This is a genomic window from Cognatiyoonia sp. (genome assembly GCF_965661665.1).
Taxonomy (GTDB): Bacteria; Pseudomonadota; Alphaproteobacteria; order Rhodobacterales; family Rhodobacteraceae; genus Cognatiyoonia.
Genome location: NZ_CBFIEO010000015.1, coordinates 39,282 through 60,593, shown reverse-complemented (window position 1 = coordinate 60,593; position 21,312 = coordinate 39,282). Strand labels below are relative to the sequence as shown.

Annotated in this window: 24 protein-coding genes and 1 pseudogene; 15 read left to right on the top strand and 10 right to left on the bottom strand. The window is 56.6% G+C overall.

Translation table 11 applies throughout. The annotated features are described in order from the left end of the window. Positions 1-9 precede the first annotated feature (9 nt). From obgE to ACTF5F_RS10860, 3 genes are read left to right on the top strand one after another with little or no spacing between them, the layout of a single operon-like run. Entirely contained in the window at positions 10-1,056 is a 1,047-nt protein-coding gene (gene obgE / locus ACTF5F_RS10870; protein WP_438956892.1) for a GTPase ObgE, read from the top strand. Beyond that, complete coding sequence (gene proB, locus ACTF5F_RS10865; protein WP_438956891.1) at positions 1,044-2,168, top strand: glutamate 5-kinase; 1,125 nt, start codon at positions 1,044-1,046, stop codon at positions 2,166-2,168. Before obgE ends, proB begins: the two co-directional genes overlap by 13 nt. Beyond that, positions 2,165-3,421 carry a glutamate-5-semialdehyde dehydrogenase gene (locus ACTF5F_RS10860; RefSeq protein ID WP_438956890.1) on the top strand — a complete coding sequence of 419 codons (1,257 nt, stop codon included), beginning with the start codon at positions 2,165-2,167 and terminating at the stop codon, positions 3,419-3,421. Before proB ends, ACTF5F_RS10860 begins: the two co-directional genes overlap by 4 nt. Positions 3,422-3,486: 65 nt before the next feature. On the opposite strand, the gene ACTF5F_RS10855 is transcribed toward ACTF5F_RS10860, so the two are convergent. Then, the gene (locus ACTF5F_RS10855) at positions 3,487-3,714 is read right to left on the bottom strand and encodes a histidine phosphotransferase family protein (protein WP_438956908.1); all 228 of its coding nucleotides are present in this window, start codon (positions 3,712-3,714) and stop codon (positions 3,487-3,489) included. 318 nt (positions 3,715-4,032) lie between these two features. Here ACTF5F_RS10855 and ACTF5F_RS10850 point away from each other — a divergent pair, with 318 nt between their 5' ends. The 3 genes from ACTF5F_RS10850 (at position 4,033) to ACTF5F_RS10840 (ending at position 5,879) form a co-directional block, all read left to right on the top strand. Beyond that, complete coding sequence (locus ACTF5F_RS10850; RefSeq protein ID WP_438956889.1) at positions 4,033-4,215, top strand: DUF3553 domain-containing protein; 183 nt, start codon at positions 4,033-4,035, stop codon at positions 4,213-4,215. Positions 4,216-4,311: 96 nt separating this feature from the next. Next, the gene (locus ACTF5F_RS10845; RefSeq protein ID WP_438956888.1) at positions 4,312-5,055 is read left to right on the top strand and encodes a GNAT family N-acetyltransferase; all 744 of its coding nucleotides are present in this window, start codon (positions 4,312-4,314) and stop codon (positions 5,053-5,055) included. Further along, a complete protein-coding gene (locus ACTF5F_RS10840) occupies positions 5,055-5,879 on the top strand; it encodes a lysophospholipid acyltransferase family protein (RefSeq protein WP_438956887.1) in 825 nt (274 codons plus the stop codon). Before ACTF5F_RS10845 ends, ACTF5F_RS10840 begins: the two co-directional genes overlap by 1 nt. Here the strand turns inward: ACTF5F_RS10840 and ACTF5F_RS10835 are convergent. Beyond that, positions 5,869-6,492, bottom strand: coding sequence for a thiamine phosphate synthase (locus ACTF5F_RS10835; RefSeq protein ID WP_438956886.1), 624 nt, complete (start codon positions 6,490-6,492; stop codon positions 5,869-5,871). The genes ACTF5F_RS10840 and ACTF5F_RS10835 overlap by 11 nt on opposite strands. 128 nt (positions 6,493-6,620) lie before the next feature. Here ACTF5F_RS10835 and ACTF5F_RS10830 point away from each other — a divergent pair, with 128 nt between their 5' ends. The 3 genes from ACTF5F_RS10830 to ACTF5F_RS10820 all read left to right on the top strand — a co-directional run bounded on the left by ACTF5F_RS10830 (position 6,621) and on the right by ACTF5F_RS10820 (position 10,047). Beyond that, positions 6,621-7,364, top strand: a complete 744-nt coding sequence (locus tag ACTF5F_RS10830) for an RNA methyltransferase (RefSeq protein WP_438956885.1) — start codon at positions 6,621-6,623, stop codon at positions 7,362-7,364. A gap of 71 nt (positions 7,365-7,435) precedes the next feature. Then, positions 7,436-8,575: a heme A synthase gene (ctaA, locus tag ACTF5F_RS10825; RefSeq protein WP_438956884.1), complete on the top strand. Its 1,140-nt coding sequence runs from the start codon at positions 7,436-7,438 to the stop codon at positions 8,573-8,575. 2 nt (positions 8,576-8,577) lie between these two features. After that, on the top strand, positions 8,578-10,047 hold the full coding sequence (locus tag ACTF5F_RS10820; protein ID WP_438956883.1) for a carboxypeptidase M32: 1,470 nt from the start codon (positions 8,578-8,580) through the stop codon (positions 10,045-10,047). Here the strand turns inward: ACTF5F_RS10820 and ACTF5F_RS10815 are convergent. Beyond that, positions 10,044-10,826, bottom strand: a complete 783-nt coding sequence (locus tag ACTF5F_RS10815) for an enoyl-CoA hydratase (protein ID WP_438956882.1) — start codon at positions 10,824-10,826, stop codon at positions 10,044-10,046. The genes ACTF5F_RS10820 and ACTF5F_RS10815 overlap by 4 nt on opposite strands. Before the next feature lie 43 nt (positions 10,827-10,869). Between ACTF5F_RS10815 and ACTF5F_RS10810 the strand changes: the two genes are divergently transcribed. The 3 genes from ACTF5F_RS10810 to rpsI all read left to right on the top strand — a co-directional run bounded on the left by ACTF5F_RS10810 (position 10,870) and on the right by rpsI (position 12,398). Continuing rightward, positions 10,870-11,289 (top strand): PaaI family thioesterase, encoded by a 420-nt coding sequence (locus ACTF5F_RS10810; RefSeq protein WP_438956881.1) that lies wholly within the window; start codon positions 10,870-10,872, stop codon positions 11,287-11,289. A gap of 150 nt (positions 11,290-11,439) precedes the next feature. After that, on the top strand, positions 11,440-11,901 hold the full coding sequence (rplM, locus tag ACTF5F_RS10805; protein WP_438956880.1) for a 50S ribosomal protein L13: 462 nt from the start codon (positions 11,440-11,442) through the stop codon (positions 11,899-11,901). Further along, the gene (gene rpsI, locus ACTF5F_RS10800; RefSeq protein WP_438956879.1) at positions 11,901-12,398 is read left to right on the top strand and encodes a 30S ribosomal protein S9; all 498 of its coding nucleotides are present in this window, start codon (positions 11,901-11,903) and stop codon (positions 12,396-12,398) included. Before rplM ends, rpsI begins: the two co-directional genes overlap by 1 nt. Positions 12,399-12,477: 79 nt before the next feature. Here rpsI and ACTF5F_RS10795 read toward each other — a convergent pair whose 3' ends face one another. The 6 genes from ACTF5F_RS10795 to ACTF5F_RS10770 form a co-directional block, all read right to left on the bottom strand. Beyond that, positions 12,478-12,993 (bottom strand): acyloxyacyl hydrolase, encoded by a 516-nt coding sequence (locus ACTF5F_RS10795; RefSeq protein WP_438956878.1) that lies wholly within the window; start codon positions 12,991-12,993, stop codon positions 12,478-12,480. A gap of 74 nt (positions 12,994-13,067) precedes the next feature. Beyond that, positions 13,068-13,685 carry a TetR/AcrR family transcriptional regulator gene (locus ACTF5F_RS10790; RefSeq protein WP_438956907.1) on the bottom strand — a complete coding sequence of 206 codons (618 nt, stop codon included), beginning with the start codon at positions 13,683-13,685 and terminating at the stop codon, positions 13,068-13,070. After that, complete coding sequence (locus tag ACTF5F_RS10785) at positions 13,678-14,028, bottom strand: hypothetical protein (protein WP_438956877.1); 351 nt, start codon at positions 14,026-14,028, stop codon at positions 13,678-13,680. Before ACTF5F_RS10785 ends, ACTF5F_RS10790 begins: the two co-directional genes overlap by 8 nt. 41 nt (positions 14,029-14,069) lie before the next feature. Then, complete coding sequence (locus ACTF5F_RS10780; protein ID WP_438956876.1) at positions 14,070-15,068, bottom strand: alpha/beta fold hydrolase; 999 nt, start codon at positions 15,066-15,068, stop codon at positions 14,070-14,072. Next, complete coding sequence (gene metA / locus ACTF5F_RS10775; protein WP_438956875.1) at positions 15,052-15,966, bottom strand: homoserine O-acetyltransferase MetA; 915 nt, start codon at positions 15,964-15,966, stop codon at positions 15,052-15,054. Before metA ends, ACTF5F_RS10780 begins: the two co-directional genes overlap by 17 nt. 42 nt (positions 15,967-16,008) lie before the next feature. Next, positions 16,009-16,872, bottom strand: a complete 864-nt coding sequence (locus ACTF5F_RS10770; protein WP_438956874.1) for an ATPase — start codon at positions 16,870-16,872, stop codon at positions 16,009-16,011. Between the two features lie 163 nt (positions 16,873-17,035). Here ACTF5F_RS10770 and ACTF5F_RS10765 point away from each other — a divergent pair, with 163 nt between their 5' ends. Then, positions 17,036-18,919 (top strand): SLC13 family permease, encoded by a 1,884-nt coding sequence (locus tag ACTF5F_RS10765; protein WP_438956873.1) that lies wholly within the window; start codon positions 17,036-17,038, stop codon positions 18,917-18,919. Between the two features lie 10 nt (positions 18,920-18,929). Here ACTF5F_RS10765 and mnmA read toward each other — a convergent pair whose 3' ends face one another. Continuing rightward, positions 18,930-20,069, bottom strand: a complete 1,140-nt coding sequence (mnmA, locus tag ACTF5F_RS10760) for a tRNA 2-thiouridine(34) synthase MnmA (protein WP_438956872.1) — start codon at positions 20,067-20,069, stop codon at positions 18,930-18,932. A 179-nt stretch (positions 20,070-20,248) separates the two neighbouring features. Here mnmA and ACTF5F_RS10755 point away from each other — a divergent pair, with 179 nt between their 5' ends. Together ACTF5F_RS10755 and ctrA are read left to right on the top strand one after the other, a co-directional pair. Then, entirely contained in the window at positions 20,249-20,473 is a 225-nt protein-coding gene (locus tag ACTF5F_RS10755) for a DUF1153 domain-containing protein (RefSeq protein ID WP_438956871.1), read from the top strand. Positions 20,474-20,564: 91 nt separating this feature from the next. Further along, positions 20,565-21,271, top strand: a pseudogene (gene ctrA / locus ACTF5F_RS10750) (response regulator transcription factor CtrA). The last annotated feature ends 41 nt before the right edge of the window (positions 21,272-21,312 follow it).

Here is a 21,312-nt window from a genome sequence, read left to right as displayed (position 1 = left end):
GCACCGCCCATGAAATTCCTCGATCTTGCTAAAGTCTATATCCGCTCCGGCGGCGGCGGGGCTGGGTGTATTTCTTTCCGGCGCGAAAAGTTCATTGAATACGGCGGGCCGGATGGCGGCGATGGCGGCAATGGTGGCTCTGTGAGCGCGGAGGCGGTTGAGGGGCTGAACACGCTCATCGATTTCCGCTATCAGCAGCACTTTTTCGCCAAAAACGGCCAGCACGGGATGGGGAGCCAGCGGACGGGCGCCAATGGTGATGACATCATTCTGCGCCTTCCTGTTGGCACGGAGATACTGGACGAGGATGAAAAGACGGTTCTGGCCGATCTGACCGAAGTGGGTCAGCGCTTTGTAATCGCAAAAGGCGGCAACGGCGGCTGGGGAAACCTGCGTTTCAAATCCGCAACGAACCAAGCACCCCGTCGCGCCAACCCCGGTCAGGAGGGGATTGAGCGGACGATCTGGCTGCGGTTGAAACTGATTGCCGATGTCGGCCTTTTGGGCTTGCCGAACGCCGGGAAATCAACGCTTTTGGCTGCAACCTCCAACGCGCGTCCGAAGATCGCGGATTATCCGTTTACAACGCTGGTGCCAAACCTTGGCGTAGTCGGCGTCGATAATGTTGAATTTGTTGTGGCGGATATTCCAGGGCTAATTGATGGCGCGTCAGAGGGGCGCGGCTTGGGCGATTTGTTTTTGGGCCATGTGGAACGCTGCGCGGTGTTGCTGCATCTTATCGACGGCACTTCCGGCGATCCGGTTGGTGATTACCGCACGATCATTCAAGAGCTTGAGGCCTATGGTGGTGGCTTGGCGGAGAAGCCGCGCATCACCGTGTTAAACAAGATCGACGCGCTGGACGCGGAAGAGCGTGCGTTTTTGAAGGACGAGGTGGAATGCGAAACGGGCGTGAAACTGATGCTCATGTCCGGCGCATCAGGCGAAGGCACGGTAGACGTATTGAGGGCGTTGCGGGCCGAGATTGACGACAATCGGCTGCGCCAGAAACAGTTGGAGGACGGAGACGGGGAGGCTGGACCGTGGCATCCCTAGCATCCGCCAAACGACTGGTCGTCAAGATCGGCTCCGCCTTGCTGGTGGACCGTGACAGCGGCGCGTTGCGGGCCAATTGGCTCAAAAGCCTTGCGGCGGATGTCGCGGCGTTCAAGTCCCGTGGGATGGATGTGATCCTCGTCTCCTCCGGCTCCATCGCTTTGGGGCGCGGGGCGCTGGGCTTGCCAATGTCAGAACTGTCGTTGGAGCAGTCGCAAGCCGCAGCTGCTGTTGGACAAATCCGGCTCGCGCGCGCCTATGAGGAGGCGTTGGAACCGCACGGGATCAAAACAGCGCAGATCCTTGTGACCTTGGAAGACAGCGCCGACCGCCGCCGCTACCTCAACTCCCGCGCGACGATGGAGACGTTATTGAGCCTTAGCGTAACGCCAATTGTGAATGAGAACGACACCATCGCAACGGACGAAATCCGCTATGGCGACAACGACCGACTGGCGGCACAGGTGGCCGCGACCATTGGCGCGGATCAGTTGGTTTTGCTGTCTGACGTAGATGGGCTCTACACAGCAAATCCTGCTGAGGATGCCACTGCCCAGCATATCGCAAATGTCGATGTGATTGATGATGCGGTGATGGCGATGGCAGGGGACGCCGGATCGGGCCTGTCGAAAGGCGGGATGAAGACCAAAATCCTTGCCGCGCGGATTGCGACCGAAGCCGGTTGCGCTATGGCGATCACATTGGGGTCGGCGCTCAATCCGCTTGAGCGGTTGCAGGACGGGACGCAGGCAACATGGTTCACCGCCAAGATGACCCCGAAAGCGGCACGCAAGCAGTGGATCACAATGATGAAGCCGCGGGGTAGCGTGACATTGGACGCAGGCGCTGCAAAGGCCTTGGCGGGGGGCAAAAGCCTATTGCCAGCAGGGATTACGGCGACAGATGGCGCATTTGAGCGCGGTGATCCGATCTTGATGCTAGGCGCTGACGGGCGAGAGCTTGGGGTCGGGCTCAGCCGATATACGGCCGCTGAAACCGCCAAGATCATGGGCAAACGATCTGATGAAATCGAAGCGGTTTTGGGTTACGAAGGCCGCGCCGCGCTCATCCACCGCGATGATATGGCTTTGAACGACAGGACGACGACATGACAGACATGCCCCCTGGCCTGATGAACACGATGGGCGCTGCAGCGAAGGCAGCGGCGCAGGTTCTGGCAACCGCATCGGCGGAAGCGAAGACAACCGCGCTAAATGCGGCGGCCGATGCGGTCTGGGCCAACCGTGCTGCGATCATTGAGGTAAACGCCAAAGACTTGGAGTTTGGCCGCAACAAGAGTCTGTCCGATGCAATGATGGACCGTTTGATGCTGGATGAGAGCCGCATTCAAGGCATTGTTGACGGGTTGCGTAATGTCGCGGCTCAGGACGATCCTGTTGGTGCCGTGACGGAGGAATGGACCCAGCCCTCTGGTCTGCACATCAAGCGGGTGCGGACCCCGATTGGAGTTATCGGCGTGATCTATGAAAGCCGCCCGAATGTGACGGCGGATGCGGGTGCGCTTTGCTTGAAGTCGGGGAACGCCGTGATCCTACGCGGCGGGTCGGAGAGTTTTCATTCCTCCACCGCAATCCATGCCTGCATCGTAGAAGGGCTAGAGGCGGCGGGTTTGCCTGCGGCAGCGGTGCAGTTGGTGCCCACGCGCGACCGTGCAGCGGTAAAAGATATGCTGCAAGCCACCGATTATATCGACGTCATCGTGCCGCGCGGCGGAAAGGGCCTTGTGGGATTGGTGCAACGGGAAGCGCGGGTGCCTGTGTTCGCCCACCTTGAAGGCATTTGTCACATCTATGTCGATGGCGCCGCTGATTTGGCAAAGACACGCGCCGTTGTCCTGAATGCCAAGACGCGACGGACAGGGATTTGTGGGTCCGCTGAGTGTCTGCTGATTGACCGCAGATTCTGGGACATAGACGGTGATGTTGTCATCCGCGATTTGATCAAGGCAGGTGTTGAGGTGCGGGCTGAAGGGGACGCGCAGGTCGCAGGTACTGTGCCGGCATCGCCAGAGGATTTTGGGTTCGAATTCCTCGACATGATTATCGCGGCAAAGATTGTCGACGGTGTCGACGCCGCCATCGCGCATATTCGCACCCATGGCTCCAATCACACGGATGCGATCATGACGGAGGATGACACCACCGCCGACCACTTCTTCCGCAACCTCGACAGCGCGATCTTGATGCGCAACGCCTCTACCCAGTTCGCCGATGGCGGTGAGTTTGGTATGGGGGCTGAGATTGGAATTGCGACGGGTAAGCTCCATGCGCGCGGGCCGGTGGGTGCTGTGCAATTGACCAGCTTCAAGTACCTTGTAACCGGCGACGGGACGACGCGGGCTTAGATTGTCAGTGTGAGTCTATTGTTACCATCTTTGACATCAAAGACCCGCTCTTGATCCTTGAGCGCCTATTGCAGAAGCGCGAACTTCACTTGGTTTGATGCTTGGGTCAAGACGGTTTGCTGTTGTTTAATCTGCTCCCAAAAGGTCAGATCGTCGGTGACGCTTTCACCCTCAGCGGTGATGGTCCAAGTCTGATTGGCGTGTGCGATCACCACGCTGCCGCCAAAGGGTAGGTGCGTTTCCAAGCATTGCAGCAACAAGAAAAGCGTTTGCGCCTCTTGCCTGGCTACGATTGGTTCACTGTTCTACGCATAGGAAATTTTTCCGAATTGGGAGATGTCGGACAGGATTTGAGAGAGTTCTGCTGCTTGGCAGGACTGGCCAGTTTGACCCGATCCATAGGCAATTCAAAAGAACCTGATGCGCGCGCTGGCGTTTCGGACGCTGGCATCGATGAGATTGATTTCCTTGCGGCGGGCAACTGTGGAAAGGGACAAAAGCTCCAAACCATTGCTGATGGCGCCGATCGGATTAATTAGGTCATGACAGTTGCGCGAACTGACAAGCTCAGTAAGGGTTTTGGTCGTTGTTTCGTGTCCATGAGGTTTTAGATGACAGATATCAATTCTTTGCTAACGCCTGGCTCTCTCGTCCGGCACCCGACGGAACCCGATTGGGGCATCGGGCAGGTGCAATCGAATGTCGGTGGTCGGATCACGGTGAATTTCCCCAATCAAGGCAAAGTGGTCATTGTTGGCCGTCGAATTTCATTAGAACTCGAAGACTTAGCGTAATGCAACCCAAGATTGTGTAAATTATTTTCGACATTGATGCTTGTCGTTTCAAACAGGAACGCCTAACGAACTGTCTGCCTAAGAAAGTTGCGGCCGATGACAGTTTTAGCACCTCAACTAACAACGCGATTTGCGCAGGGTGACACGGACATCCGTGCAGTGCAGGCGTTGCGGCATCGTGTGTTTGTGGATGAGCTAGGGGCGCAAGCGACGGGCGCTTCGATTGAAGCAGATGGGTTTGACGCTTTTGCACATCACCTGATGGTTCTTGATGAGGCGCGCGCGGCGGGCGACCAAGTCGTCGGCGTATATCGGCTTTTGGATCAAACGCAGGCCAAGGAGGCTGGCGCGTTCAGCAGTGCGGTTGAATATGTGCTGACGCCGCTCCTGTCATCGGGGCGCCGGCTTTTGGAGTTGAGCCGCGGTTGTCTGCACCCTGACTATCGTAGCGGTTTGGCGATGGTGTGTCTGTGGCAAGCGTTGGATGCGCATATTGCTGCAACGAGGACTGACATCCTGTTCGGCGTGGCGTCTTTTCATGGCACGGATCCGAATGCCTTTGCGCAGGCTTTGTCGCTTTTGCATGCGGAACATCTTGCGCCGGAAGCCTCGCGACCTGTGTCCAAATATCCAGCAGTGTTTGAGGCAACCGCGACAGATCGCAAAGTCGCTATGCGGCAAATGCCGAGCCTGATCAAAGCCTACCTCAAGCTGGGTGGAAAGATCGGGCAGGGCGCTTTTGTCGACACAAAGTTTAACACGACGGACGTGTGTATGGTTTTAGATGTGGCGCAGTCGAACGCGGCGCAGCGGGCGCTCTATCAAAAGGGGCGCGGCTGATGGCGGATACGTGGTATTCGAAAGACGTCCCACCTGGGGCGTCGCCGGGGTTTTGGGGCTATGTGCTCGGGGCGCTGCGCACGCTTTGCCTTGTTCCCTTTGTCTTTGGCGGGCTACTCCTGTTGCTGTTAATCCGATTAATTGAATATCCGATCTGCGGTCTGCACCGCCCTGTGACGCCCGCGATCACAACCTTTGTCTGCCGCAACAGCCTGCGAGTGTTGGGTGTTGGGTATGAGGTCAAAGGTCAACCATTGGCCGAGGAAGGTGCGATTGTTGCCAACCATTCCAGTTGGCTAGATATCTTTGCGCTGAATGCGGCGACCCAGCTTTACTTTGTCTCAAAGGCAGAGGTCGCGACATGGCCTGGGATCGGCTGGCTCGCGCGGGCCACTGGCACGGTGTTTATTGAACGCGATCGGCGTCAGGCGCGAGCGCATATTGACATGTTCAAAAACCGGCTGGCGGCAGGGCATAAGCTGTTGTTCTTTCCAGAGGGTACGTCCACCGACGGTTTGCAGGTGCTTCCGTTCAAACCGACCCTCTTTGCGGCCTTTCTTGATCCTGAGATGGTGAAGGACCTCGCCCTACAAGCAGTGACGGTAGTCTATAACGCTCCGGAGGGGAAGGATCAGCGGTTCTATGGCTGGTGGGGTAACATGGATTTTGGACCGCATCTTTGGTCTACACTGGCTGCGACGCAACAAGGCAAGATCGAAGTGGTGTTTCACGAACCTGTGCTGGCCAGCAACTTTGCGGACCGAAAAGTGATGGCGAAGGCGTTGGAAGATCAGGTGCGCGAAGCGCTGACCGTCAGGACATAGCCGCCACGAAATCGAGCAACCGGCTCTTGGCGTTGTCCGACGTCCAAATCTCATCCCCGATGCCGAAGAAATCCGTGAACGGGGCGAAATCGGCGATGAGTTGGTCGGTCAATGCGCCCTCTGCCACGACAGGCACTTCGATCATCTGGCTCCACCATTGGAAGAGGTCTTTCGGCGCGGTTTCACCGTCACCCAGCGCGGACGCACCGACGGGGCCAAACGCCACATAGTCCGCGCCCAATTCGCCGGCGGTCATACCGTCGTGGCTCGATTGGCCGCAATAAGCGCCGATGATGGCGTCGTCGTCCAGTTCTTTGCGCATTTTAAGGACGGATCGCGACGCATCCGTCAGGTGCACACCGTCAAGGCCCAACCGCTCCACCAATTGTACGTGGCTGTCGATCACCAGTGCCACGTCGCGTTCATGGGTCACTTCGCGCAAGGCATCGGCGGCGCGGGCGATCTTTTCCTCATCCCGCGTTCCTAGCGCCAGCCGGACACAAGCCACTGGTGTGGCGTCTAGACAGCTTGAGATCGTGTCGGGAAAGCTTGACAAGTCAAATTCCGACGGGGTGATCAGATAGATTTGCGGCTGCTCTGGGGCGTCGGTCATTGGCGTGCTCTAAGGTCTTCAAACTGTGGACCTTTTAGACCTCTTTGTTGTCTTTGGCTATGGGCAGGCGCCGCTTGTTTCGACAGCGTCTCAGATGTATCACTGCGCCACCAATTTCGGAGCCATCCATGCCATCAGAGCAGCCAAAGCCCATCTTTGTCCTGATCCGCCCCCAGATGGGAGAGAATATCGGCGCGGCGGCCCGCGCGATGCTGAATTTCGGCCTCGACCGAATGCGGATCAGCAGCCCGCGCGATGGCTGGCCCAATCAAAAGGCGGTGGCGATGGCTTCTGGTGCGGGGCGTGTGCTGGATGACGCGCAGATTTGCAAAACGACGGCTGAGGCTGTCAGCGATTGCACCTACGTCTACGCCACCACCGCACGCCCCCGCGAACTGACAAAGCCCGTGTTTTCGCCCGAAGCGGCGATGCGCGATGCGTTCGCGCGGATTGAGACGGGGCAGAAGGTGGCGGTGCTTTTTGGGCCCGAACGCGCAGGGATGGAGAATGACGATATCGCCAAGGCCAACGCTATTGTCACCGTCCCTGTGAACCCAGAGTTCCCATCGCTGAACCTTGCCCAATGCGTCTTGCTAATGGGGTACGAGTGGCGCCGCGCGCGGGAAGAGGTCGTGGATCACACGGTGAGCATGGAGGGCGACTGGGCGGAGCAGATCGAGATAGAGAAGCTTGCCGATCACTATGAGAACCGGATGCAGGACGCAGGGTTCTTCTATCCGGAGGCCAAGGCCGCCAACATGAAGATCAACCTGCGCAATCTGTGGAGCCGGATGCCGCTGACCCGCGCTGATGTGCAGATGTTGCACGGCGTGTTGCGTCAGATGGTCCGATGGAAAGAACGCGGCGATTGAGCCAAATCGACGCTGAACTTGTCGCGCCTTCGGGCGGCGACTAAGTTGAGTGGAAGGCAAGGAGAACCGGCATGGCAGACAAACCCCGCTCCATCTTTGAAGAGGTTGGGACCACCGAAAAACAAGTAGCCACACCTGGTGCGATTGACCGTGGTGTGAACGACGGGCGCGGCGCGATCTGCATCTGGCTCTTTGCGCTTTTCGCGCTTGTTTTCTTGATGATCGTTGTTGGCGGTCTGACGCGCCTGACAGACAGCGGATTGTCGATCACCGAATGGAAACCCGTGACCGGCGCCATGCCGCCACTCTCAGCGGAAGCATGGGATGCTGAGTTTGAGAAATACAAACAAATCCCTGAATACATCGAACAAAACGCAGGCATGAGCCTTACTGAATTCAAGGTCATTTACTGGTGGGAATGGGGGCATCGTCAATTGGGCCGCGTGATCGGCCTCGTCTGGGGGGCGGGCTTTGTCTATTTCGCGGTGCGACGACAGATCCCGACCGGATGGACGGGCAAACTGTTGCTTCTGGGCGCTTTGGGCGGTCTGCAGGGGTTCATCGGATGGTGGATGGTGTCGTCCGGCCTTGAGGAAGGAATGCTCGATGTGGCGTCCTATCGTTTGGCGACACACCTTGGGTTGGCCTTCGTGATCTTCGGTTTCCTGACGTGGTTCATTTTGCAACTGAGTCGGCGAGAAGCGGATTTGATGCAAGCGCGGCGCAGTGAAGATGCGCGGCTAGCGCGACTGGCGACCGTGTTGATCGCGATTGCGTTCCTACAAATCATCTGGGGCGCGATGGTGGCTGGCATTGACGCAGGTCGCAGCTATGCCGAATGGCCGCTGATGGGCGGAAGCTTTGTGCCCACGACCGCATTCGACCTTCAGCCGTCCTGGACCAACTTCTTTGAGAACGCAGGGCTGGTGCAGTTCATCCACCGGATGATTGGGTATGTGCTACTGGCCTTTGGTATTTTGGTTTGGTTGCAGGCGCGGAGCAGTGGCAATTCCTCGATCCGACATTCATTCAACTCCGTTCTGGCGATCTTCCTGCTGCAAATGATGCTGGGCATTTTCACCGTGCTTTATGCCGCACCGTGGAGCATCGCGATTGTGCATCAGATCGGGGCGATTGTGCTTTGGGTGATTGTGCTACGGGCGAAGTTCATAACGCGCCATCCATTCCCTGAAAAGATCGCAGGAGCGTAACGGTGGGCGCTTATGAAGACCTGATCGCCTTTGATCGGGAGACGCGGGCGCTGTCCGAAGTTGCCCGGCGTCTTGGGTGGGACCAAGAAACCATGATGCCTGAAGGCGCGACGCCGCAACGGGCGGAAGAGCACGCGGCAATGGCCAAGGTGCTGCACGCGCGCCGGACCGACCCGCGTGTGGGCGAATGGTTGGACGCCTCAACCGCGACTGATGATGTGAGTGCCGCAAGCCTTTACCAAATCCGTCGTGATTATGAGCGGGCGGTGAAACTGCCTGCCGATCTGGCGGCGGCCCTTGCCAAGGTCACATCGCTGGCCCATCGCGTTTGGGCGCAGGCGCGGGATGACAATGATGTCGCTGCCTTCCTGCCAATGCTCACCGAGGTTTTGAACCTGCGCCGACAGGAAGCCGCGGCTGTCAGACAGGGCGGCAAGGCTTATGATGCGCTGATCGATACCTATGAGCCGGACACGACGGAGGCTGAAATTTCTGCGCTCTTTGACGCGCTGCGGCCGCGGCTTGTGGCTTTGCGGGCGGCTGTGCTCGATCGCCCTGCGCCGCCCGAGCTGTCGCAGGAGTTTGATGAAGCGGGGCAATTGGCTTTGTCCACCAAACTAGCGCTGACCTTTGGATATGACCTTGAGAAGGGACGGATTGATAAGGCGGTGCATCCGTTCTCCAGCGGGTCCGGTCTGGACGCGCGCATCACGACACGCACCAGTTTGGACGATCCGTTCAACTGCTTCTACTCAACCGTGCATGAGGTAGGGCACGCTTGTTACGAACAGAACATCGATCAAGCCTATCTGCTGACGCCCTTGGGCGGAGGTGTGTCGATGGGCGTCCACGAAAGCCAAAGCCGCATTTACGAGAACCAGATTGGACGCAGTCGTGCTTTCACCGGCTGGCTTTATGCGCAAATGCGCGATCAGTTCGGTGATTTTGGCATCGACGGGCCGCAGGCGTTCTATGCCTGCGTCAACCGCGTGGCGGATGGTTATATCCGTACGGAGGCCGATGAGGTGCAGTATAACCTGCACGTGATGCTGCGGTTCGATCTTGAGCGGGCGCTGGTGTCTGGCGACCTTGCGGTTAATGATCTGGAAGCGGCTTGGAACGACAGGTTCTTGTCGGACTTCGGTTACGCGGTCGATGAACCGTCAAACGGCGTTTTGCAGGATGTGCATTGGTCCGAAGGGCTGTTTGGCTATTTCCCGACCTATAGCTTGGGCAATGTCTATGCCGGGTGCCTAAATGCCAATATGCGGCAGGATGCACCAGGGTTGGATGCTGCTTTGGCGGAAGGTGATACCTCGCCCGCAACCAACTGGCTGCGTGAGAAAGTGCAACAGCACGGGGCATTGATGAAGCCTGTTGAGCTCATCACCCAAGCATCCGGCCAAGCACCGACGGTCGAGCCACTGCTCGATTATCTCGAAGCGAAGTTTTCCGACATTTACGGGCTCTAGTCCCAATTGGGATCACGCTTTTCCAAGAAGGCGTTTATGCCCTCGTTGGTGTCAGCGTCGATCATGTTGCGGACCATCACCTCGCCTGCAAAGTAATAGGCCTCTTTTGTCGACATTTCCGCCTGCGCGTAGAATGCACCTTTGCCGTGCCGCACCGCGCTTCCAAGCTTGCCCGCGATGGTTTCCGCCAGTTCGAGGGTGGCGTCGGCCAATTCCTCCGCTGGAACCGCGCGATTGATGAGGCCCAAGCTCTGAGCTTCCTCCGCCTCGATGAACCGGCCCGTTGTCAGCATTTCAAATGCCATTTTGCGCCCGATGTTGCGGGTGAGAGCGACCATGGGAGTGGAACAAAAGAGGCCGATGTTGACGCCATTGACGCCGAACCGCGTGCCTTCCGCTGCAACGGCGAGGTCACAGGTGGCCACAAGCTGACAGCCTGCTGCCGCCGCAATGCCGTGAACCTGTGCGATGACAGGTTGGGGCAGGGCCTGAATTTTCCCCATCATGACAGCGCAGCGGTCGAAGAGGTCTTTTAGTGCTGCCGCGCCGCCATCGTCAGCCGCGCGCTTGGCTTGCATCTGTTTCAGATCGTGACCCGCACAGAACGCTTTGCCTGCGCCTGCGATGATGACCGCTTTTACTGACGAATCCTCCGCAATGGCATCCAGCATCCCCGTCAGCTCTGCCAGCATTTCATCAGACAAGGCGTTCAACCGCTCCGGAGCGGTCAGCGTCAGCCGTGTAACGAAGCCAATGTCGTCTCTTTGAAGGATTGTCATGCTTAAGCCTTTCATGTCATCTGCGTCAAACGCGAGGATTACCATGACACTTAAAATGGACGCTGCGGCATTGGAAGCCTTTCTGCGAAGCGACTTTGACCAAGTCGCAGACGTATTTGAGGTGGTGGCGGTAGATGACGAGAAACTCGTGGTCCGTTTGCGGGTGTCGAACCAGCACCTTCGCCCAGGTGGAACGGTGTCAGGCCCGACGATGTTTGAGTTAGCGGATGTCTCCGTCTATCTTGCCATTCTGGCGCGTATTGGGCCCGTGGACCTTGCTGTGACCACCAATTGCAGCATTGATTTCATGCGTAAGCCTGTTGCGAATTGCGATCTGATTTCTGAGACACGTATTTTGAAGCTGGGCAAGGTTTTGGCGGTCGGGGATACGCTGATCTACAGCGAAGGCGATCAAAAACCCGTAGCACGGGCGGGTTTGACATATTCAATCCCACCGAGGTGAGTTAGATGGGGTAACATAATACCTAATTTTTAACCTATTGAATTACATTACGAATTCAGGGCATCAGCCTGTTGACTGGGAGTGCAACCGCTATATAACGCTCCAATCTGAATGACAGGGCGTGTTCGCCCCCGAAACACTGAGACCGATATGAAAACCTTTACCGCTACTCCCGCGGATATCGACAAGAAATGGTACGTGATCGACGCCGAAGGCATCGTTCTGGGCCGTCTTGCATCGATCATCGCGATGCGCTTGCGTGGCAAGCACAAGCCGTCCTTCACACCACACATGGATATGGGCGACAACATCATCGTCATCAACGCTGAGAAGGTCCAGATGACCGGCAACAAGCGTGATGAAAAGTACTACTGGCACACTGGCCACCCAGGCGGCATCAAATCCCGCACAAAAGCTGAGATTTTGGAAGGCGATCACCCAGAGCGCGTGATCATGAAAGCCGTCCAGCGCATGCTGCCAGGTGGCAAGCTGTCCCGCCAGCAAATGACACACCTTCGCGTTTTCGCTGGTGCCGAGCACGGCATGGACGCGCAGAAGCCGGAAGTTCTGGACGTTGCTTCCATGAACAAAAAGAATACGAGGACTGCATAATGGCCGATCAAGTCAACTCACTCGAAGAGCTGGGCCAAGTTACTGAAGGCGTAGAGGCGCCAGAAGCTGTGGTCGAAACTGTCATCACCCGTGAGCCTGTTCGTGACGAACTGGGTCGCTCTTATGCGACTGGGAAGCGTAAGGACGCGATTGCACGTGTCTGGATCAAGCCAGGTTCTGGCAAGGTCACAGTGAACGGCAAAGATATGCCAGTTTACTTCGCACGTCCTGTCCTGCAGATGATCCTGCGTCAGCCGTTTCAGGTGGCAGGCGTTGTCGATCAGTTCGACGTTATGGCAACTGTCAAAGGCGGCGGCCTGTCAGGTCAGGCGGGTGCGGTTAAGCACGGCATCTCAAAAGCGCTCCAGCTTTACGATCCGTCCTTGCGCGGCGCGCTGAAAGCCGCTGGCTTCCTCACACGCGACAGCCGCGTTGTTGAGCGTAAGAAGTACGGTAAAGCAAAAGCGCGGAAGAGCTTCCAGTTCTCCAAGCGTTAATCTGCTTTCCATCAAATGCAAAAGGGCGGTCCAGCGGGCCGCCCTTTTTCTTTCTTGAGTGCTTTTACTCTTTGGCCCGTCAGTCCAACGGAAATGACACGCGGAGGTGGAAGGTTTCCAGTCCCGGGTTTGTCTTCCAGATGTGCGCGTTGGAGCGGTGGTCGTATGCGATGAGAGCTTGGACGCCGTTTTCAAATTCATAGCCAAACCCGATGGAGCCGCGGAACTGAATGAACCCGCCGATGTCGGGACCAGCGCCAGCAGCGTAGAGGCCGGGCATGGCGTAGGTTTCGAAATAGAAGTGGCTGTCAAAGAGGTGCTGAGTGTTCCATTTCACGCCTGCACCGATCCACGCATCACCCATGTCGGTGATGGAGGCAGCGATGGTCGGTTGGAAGGGGCCGTATTTGCGGCCAAAGTCGTAGCCCAAGAGCACCTCTTGCCCGATCCAGCGGTTGTTAAATTCTGTCGCACCCGCCTGTGCATGCACCCGCGCAGTGGCATCGGAATAGGCAAAACAACTGGTCTGACAATCATTCAGGTAAACGTCGACCGCCCCGAACACGGCAAACACGCCCGCAAGCCAACCTTCCATATACGATCTCCCAATCAGGTCTTAAACGGCTCTTTTGAAGGGGTGTAACAGCACGCATGCAGATTGAGTAGTACTTAACTGTTAGGTGCGACGAGGCCAAGGCCGCGAAGATACACACCAATCCCTGTCTCTAGCAGATCATCGGGTGGGTAGGGGCTTTGCGTGCCAGGTGCGCCGCGAGCAAAAAGCTCCACCACGCCGTGGCTCATCGCCCAGATGTGGGCAGAAAACATCTGTGGCGGTGGACGTTTTTCCTCTGGAATATGCTGGCTGAGGTCAGCGGCCGCTTTCTCCAAGACGCCCATTGCGCGGGTGGCGACGGCGTTGAGTTCCGGCGTGCGGTTGATGGAAACGCCGGATTCGAACATCGCGATATAATGGCCGGGGTATTTCTGAGCAAAGGCCAGATAGGCACGCCCCGTAGCTTCAAATGCAGCGAGGGAGGAAGGTTGGCCGGTGGAATAGGCGTATTCCATCAGATCAGCGAAAATTTCATAGCCTTGGCGTGCGGCTTCCGCGATCAGATCGTCGCGGCCTTCGAAATGTCGGTAGAGGGCGGCGGGGGTCACGCCAGCCTCGCGGGACGCCTCGGACAGCGTAAACCCCGTCGGTCCCTTTGCTTCAATGAGCTTGAGACAGGCTTCAACCAGTGCTTCACGCAGGTTGCCGTGGTGATAGCCGCGTTTACCCATTCCAGAGGACGATGCCGCCCGCGACTTTGCTGTCGATCTCACCGAGTGCTTCAGGATCCTTGCACGAATAATCCAGATTGCTCAGGACCGTGCGGATCGCGTTGACCCGCGCGCGGCGCTTGTCATCGGATTTTACGACCTTCCACGGCGAATGATCGGAATTTATCCGCGTCAGCGTTTCTTTAATGGCGGCTTCGTAGTCAGCACGCTTCCAGCGTTTGTCATAGGGAAAATCAGAGTTCAGAATTTGCCCCTTGTTCGCGGATTCAATCGCGTTGTGGACCTCTTGCGGTGCGCGCTCTGCGTAGAAACGGCTAATGTCGCCGTCGAATGGTTTAGCCATGACGCCTCCTGACTGTAGGGCAATATGGGGTGTGCGAGGGGTTAGCGCAATCCGGCGCGACTTGCAGCGCGATCAATCGCGGCAAGCGTTGCATCTGGGTCGGCATGGTGCGGCATGTGGCCTACACCCGGTAGTTCGGTAAGAAACGCCGAAGGGACAATCTTAGACAACTCGTAGGGATGCACTTCGATTGGCACGGTGGTGTCTTCGACGCCGTGCACGATTTCGATGGGCAGCTCCAGCTCTGGATACCGTTTCGACATCTCAACCACATGGGGACGCAGGGTGTTGACCTGACGTACATTCGCACGGAACTGGTCGGGGCGCAGTGTCAGCTGTCCGCCCACATACTCCGCATAGCCTTCAGGTGCAGGTTGTGGCGCAAAGATTGCGTCAATCGTGTCGTTGATCCGTTGGTCGGACGCCAGCGCGGAAATCAAGGGAATGGTGACAACGCCGCCAAAGGCGCTACCGTTGACACGGTAATATTGACCCAATTCACCGGGCCACGGCATCAAAACGCCTGCGAGTGAGACGACAGCCGCAGCGTTAGCCGGGCTTTCGCTGTCCAAGCCGAGGTTTGCCCAAGCCATAGAGACGATGCCACCAAAGCTGTGACCCGCAACGATAGGGGCCTCTAGCCCCAGCTTTTCGCTGGCTTTGAGCAGCATGTCCGCTTGATCCAAGGGGCTGTCGCCTTCGGTGGCATACGCGCTGTCATCGACTTCTGGCACGCGGTCCGTATAGCCCATGCCGGGGCGATCAAAGACTGTGACACGGTAGCGATCTGTCAGGCGACCAACGAGGTCAAAGGTAAATTCCCGCAGGTTGCCGCCTGCGCCGTGCAGCAGCACAACATCAGGGCCAGATCCCTCTTGGACATAGTGAACCTTGCGGCCCTTAACATCGACAAACTGACCGATTGGGGGAAAGCTTTCTTCCGCACTTTGCACCCGCGAGCGGCCGAGCGCTGTGGTCGCGACCGCGCCAACAGCCAAAGCTGCACCTGCAAATGTGAAAGTTCTACGTGCCAATTGCATTAAGATCGTATGCGGTTGTTTGATAAATTTCGTTGACCCAATTGCCATATAGGAGGTGTGCGTGGCTTCGCCAGCGGTTGGTGGGTTTTTCCGTTGGGTCATTTTCGGGGTAATAATTGATTGGCACATTAATAGGCGTGCCATTGGCTATATCGCGGTCATATTCACCTTTCAGCGTATCACTATCGTATTCGAAGTGGTTGAAGATATAGAGCGCGCGATGTGCCACATCTTCGACCAAGGCCGGACCAACCTCAGAACTGGTAATCAGGGTCTTGAGCCCCGCAAAATCAATCTCGTCCTGCCGCATCTCCGTCCAGCGACTGACGGGGATGACGCAATCATCCGAAAACCCGCGCAGATAGGGTGACGCGGGATCCATGTTGGTGTGCCGGAAACAGCCAAACGCTTTCGCGTCCAAGATATGTTTTGGCACGTTGTGGAAATGGTTGATCATCGCCATGCCACCCCAACAAACGCCAAAGGTCGAATGGACGTTGGTTTGGGTCCAATCCATCACCTCTTTCAACTCTTCCCAATATGTTACGTCTTCGAACTCAAGATGCTCAATAGGGGCGCCAGTAATGATGAGGCCGTCGAACTTCTGATCCTTCACCGCTTGGAAAGGTTGATAGAACTCTTCCATATGTGCGGCGGCGGTGTTCTTGGTCTGATGTTCAGACATCCTGAGCAGTGATAGCTCGATCTGGAGCGGTGTCGCGCCGATCAGGCGAGCGAATTGGTTCTCCGTATCGATCTTTTTGGGCATTAGGTTCAAAAGCGCGATCCGCAGTGGGCGGATATCCTGACGGGACGCCGCATCTTCGCCCATCACCATAACCCCTTCGCGCGACAGCACGTCAAAGGCCGGCAGGGAACGGGGCAGTTTGATCGGCATGATCTTTAATCCTGTATACGTGGGAAAACCAAGTTAGGGGTGTTAGCCGCGCATCTCAAGCGCGTCTGCTACAACATCGATAAAGTCCTCAGCGGCCCTGACCTTGACCATGTCCTCGGCCTTGACGGTCAAACCCCACCCATCGGCCATCGCGCGATAACGCGGCTGGCGGTGCGCAAGGGCGGAGGCATAAGTCCAGCGAATAAAATGATCTGGGTCCACTTTGTCTTCAGCGACCTGATGCTCTTTGAGGTACTTACTCCAGCATTTGAGCAAGAACGCGGGATCGTAAGACATCGGCTTGGGTTCTTTGTCGAACCTGCGCACCAGTTCTTCGGTATGTGCGTCGGTCCCTTCGATCCAGATTATCAGGGTTTTTGAGGCAAGGTCTTCCATGATGGGATCGTCTGGATTGTTGACGTCCACCCATTCGCAAATCGACCCGCCAGTGTCGCAGACGAAATGCGGATAGCCATAAAGATCCTTGGCGCGGTCCATGAAGTGACCGGTGTCATGTAGGGCGGCAATCTCGGACGCCTGAAACTGATCCTGACGGCGGGTGTATTCGTCCCAAAGCAGCCCACCTTTGTCCGGATCCCCTGGTTTTCCGAGATAAGATGAGATCGGCTTGAGGTCATCGAAGGAGATATTTGAGCCGATGTAGATCGAGTTCGACTTCAGAAGGTCGCGCAGGAACGGCACCTTCATCGCTTCCCGCTTGGCATTGTCCGCGATCCGTTCACCCATGTAGCGGGTACCGATGCGGTAATCGATGGAATAGTGAAACCAATCCCCGCTGTCGCGCAGGATGTTGGAGACATAGGTCTTCCCCAGTCCCGACATCGCGAAAAGCAGGGAGCGTTTATTGGGCGCATCGCGCCAGTCTTGTGCAGACGAATAGATCATGAGCAACCCCTAGAACTTCTTTTGGTCTGGTACCAGCCAGCGGTGTGAATTTCCCAACACCTGTTGCGCGTGCGAACAGGTCATCATTTCGCAAGTTTCCCCGTGTCAGAATATTGCGTCTGGTGGGGGTGAGGTTGTAACAAGCATCAAAGGGGAACGCATCTTGGAAAATCTGGCGCTTACGTTCGAAATGGCAGTGGTCTTGGGATTGCTGGCATTGACGGTTGGTTTGTTCGTGTCAGTGATTGTGCGCATCGACCTTGCGGCGATCCTTGTGATGGTTTTGCTCGGGCTGTTGAGCCAGATGCCCGGCCTTGGCAACCTTGCGGACGTGAACCACCTCTTTGATGGTCTGGCCAGTAACGCGGTGGTGTCGATCATTGCGGTGATGATCATTGGGGCAGGCTTGGACAAGACCGGCATTATGAGCAAAGTCGCTGCGGCGATCCTCAAATACGGTGGCAAGACCGAAGTGCGGATCATCCCGATCATTTCCGGCACGGTCGGCTTGATCTCAAGCTTCATGCAAAACGTTGGTGCGGCGGCGTTGTTCTTGCCCGTGGTCAGCCGAATTTCTGTGCGGACGGAACTGCCCATGAGTCGTTTGCTGATGCCGATGGGCTTTTGCGCGATCCTTGGCGGCACGATGACCTTGGTGGGGTCATCGCCTTTGATCCTGCTCAACGACCTCATCATCAGCTCAAACGACATGCTGCCCACGGATCAACAGATGGAGATTTTCACGCTCTTCTCCGTTACGCCTGTGGGGATAGCCTTAGTTCTGACGGGTATTCTTTATTTCGTGCTGTTGGGCCGTTGGGTTCTGCCGAATATCGGGTCCAAAGACGAAGGTAGTAGCGGCCAGTCCGTCCGCGATTATCTCAAGAAGATTTACGGTCTGAAATCTGATCTGGTCGAAGTTGTCGTGCCGGAGGGTTCGATCCTACGCGGCCAAACCTTCGAAGATATTATGGTCGCCCACAATTGCTACATCTTGGGATCGTATCACAAAGGGCAGCGGTTCTTCTCCCCCGTCACGTCGACCACCGTGCAAGACCCTTGCCGGTTGGCGATCATGGGACGCCGGAAGGTCATTCAAGCAATGGCCAATGACTATGGGCTAGACGTTTTGCCGGAACTCGACATCTTTGCCGAAGCCTACGCGCCAACAGTCGCTGGCGTGGCGGAGGTGGTTGTTCCACCCGACTCCGATCTCATCGGCAAGTCAGCCCGCGATGTGGTCATGCGCAAAACCTATGGCTTGGGGTTGCTGGCGATCCACCGTGGTGGTGAAACGTTGAGCCTCGTTGAGACAGAAGACCACGCTGTCACCGACATCAGCAATGAACCGCTGCGCGCCGGCGATACTCTGGTGGCATTCACTGCATGGGACCGCTTGGCACGACTGACGAAGGATCGTGATTTCGTGGTCGTGACCTCCGACTTCCCAATGGAAGACTTGCGCCCGAACAAGGTAGTCTGGGCACTTTTGTTTTTCCTCATCACGCTTGGGCTGATCCTTTTTACCGACATGCGCCTGTCGCTGGCTTTGCTCACGGGAGCCTGCGGGATGATTGCGACGAATGTTCTGCGGATTGATGAGGCCTATGAAGCGGTAAGTTGGCAGACGGTGTTCCTCCTCGCCAGTTTGATCCCCTTGGGGCAGGCGGTTCAGAACACCGGCACGGCAAGTTGGATCGCACAACAAATCCTGACTCTGTTGCACGGCTGGCCGATTTGGGGCCTGCAAGCGGGTGTCGCGGTCTTGGCGACGGGTTTCACGCTGGTGATGTCAAACGTTGGTGCGACCGTGCTTTTGGTGCCATTGGCTGTATCCATCGCTGTGGCGGCAGGTGGCGATCCGGCGATCTTTGCACTGACCGTGGCGATCTCCACCTCGAACTCCTTCCTGATCCCCACGCATCAGGTCAACGCGCTGATTATGGGCCCTGCGGGCTACCGCGTGGTGGATTTCATGAAGAGTGGGGGGATCATGACGATCCTGTTCTTGATCGTCTCCCTCACCGTGATGAACGTGGTGTTCTAGCGCGGGCCGCTTAGTACCCGCGCCAAATCCAACCACCACCCAGAACGCGGCTGTTGTTAGGGTCATAGAACGCACAAGCCTGCCCAGGGGAGACGCCTTCCTCTGCTGCGGCCAGTTCAACTTCGGCTTCGGTGCCAGAGATTGGCCGCAGGATCGCGTCGGTCGGCGGACGGGTGGAGCGGACCTTGACTGCAATCTGACGTTCGCCACCGTCCATGAAGCCCCCGTCACCGATCCAGTTCACTTCGCGGATCGGCACCTTACGGGTCGCCAGCATCTCTTTTGGACCAACGATGACATGCTTTTTCTCAACGTCGAGCTTCACCACATAAAGCGGCGTTGCAAGCCCGCCGATGCCAAGCCCACGTCGTTGTCCGATCGTGTAATGGATCACGCCGTTGTGCATGCCTAGAACGGTGCCGTCTGTGTCGACAATCTCGCCTGGTTCCGCCGCCCCTGGGCGCAACTTTTCGATTACTGCTGCGTAGTTGCCGTTTGGCACAAAGCAGATGTCTTGGCTGTCGGGCTTGTCCGCCACGCTCAGGCCATACTTCGCCGCAAGCGCGCGGGTTTCATCCTTGGACGGATGATGGCCCAACGGGAAACGAAGATAGTCGAGTTGCTCTTGCGTGGTCGAAAACAGGAAATAGCTTTGATCTTTACTTGGGTCGGCGGCGCAGTGCAGCTCCGCCCCCTCAGACCCCACCATCCGTTGGATATAGTGCCCAGTCGCCATGCAGTCGGCATCAAGGTCTTTTGCAGTTTCAAGCAGATCCTTGAATTTCACCCGCTCATTGCAGCGAATACAGGGTACCGGTGTTGCGCCAGCTAGGTAGCTGTCCGCAAACTCATCAATCACAGCCTCACGGAAGGTATTTTCATAGTCCAACACGTAGTGCGGGAAGTTCATCTCGTCTGCCACACGGCGCGCGTCATGAATATCACGGCCCGCACAGCAGGCCCCTTTTTTGACCAAGGCCGCGCCGTGGTCGTAAAGCTGCAAGGTGACGCCGACGACGTCATAGCCTTCGTCCTTCAACATCGCGGCCACAACAGAACTGTCCACACCACCCGACATCGCCACGACAACGCGCGTCTCCGACGGGGGCTTGGCAAAGCCCAGTGAGTTGAGTGTGGTCTCCAACGACATAGCTCAGGTCCAAGTTAAGCTAGAACGGAAATATAGGAAAATGTGACGTATATCCAACCCCTCGAAGTTACCAGTCCTTAAAGGCTTTGGCGGACTAATCAGCCCGAACGACAAGGCTGGTATCAGATGTATCTGAAAAGATTGATGGCCCGCGCTCCGAAACCTTGCCAAACGGCTCCATGCTGACCCGTGCCGATCTTCAGCCGTTTGAGACATCGCGTTGGGTGGCATCACGCAAAGCGGCGATTATGATGGCAGTGACGAGTGGTCTTATCAAGCGGGATGAGGCGTTGGAGCGATATGAACTGACGGTGGAGGAATACACAGAATGGGAGCGTGCGATTGCAAAACACGGTGTGCGTGCGCTGAAAACAACAGCATTACAGCGCCATAGGCTACTTTAAGGAGAGTTGATACAAAATTGCTTATGGGTAACGGGTGATTAACCATTCCGATCCTAGGGTGGGCCAAACGCACCCAGTTGGAGAGCATATTGTGCGCGTCTTACTCGTCGAAGATGATCTAACGACCGCGAAAAACATCGAACTAATGCTGAACCACGCCAGCCTAAAGGTCTATACGACTGATTTGGGGGAGGAAGGGATCGATCTTGCCAAGCTTTATGACTACGATTTGATCCTTCTTGATTTGAATTTGCCCGACAAGAACGGGCATGAGGTTTTGCGCCAGTTGCGTGTGGCGCGCGTTGACACGGCCATCCTTATTCTGTCGGGGGAAGATGACACCGACAGCAAGCTGCGTGGCTTTGGGTTTGGGGCAGATGAATATCTGACAAAACCGTGAAGAACTGATCGCCCGAATCCATACGATCATTCGACGCTCAAAAGGACATGCTCAGTCGATTATCAAAACCGGTACGGTGAATGTGAACCTCGATGCCAAGACTGTGGATGTACAGGGAAATGCCGTGCATCTGACGGGCAAAGAGTATCAAATTTTGGAATTGCTATCGCTTCGCAAAAGAACGACGCTGACCAAAGAAATGTTCCTCAACCAACTTTATGGCGACATGGATAAGCCGGAATTGAAGATCTTCGACGTTTGAATCTGTAAACTGCGCAAAAAATTGAGCGAAGCGACCGGCCGTCAAAACTTTATCAAGACGGTTTTAGGGACGTGGCTATGTGCTGCGCGATCCAGAACCCAAATCAATGGGACGAGCAATGGCTATAAACACTTAGTTGGCAACAAACTGAAGACCCATCGACACTGGACCTGCCTC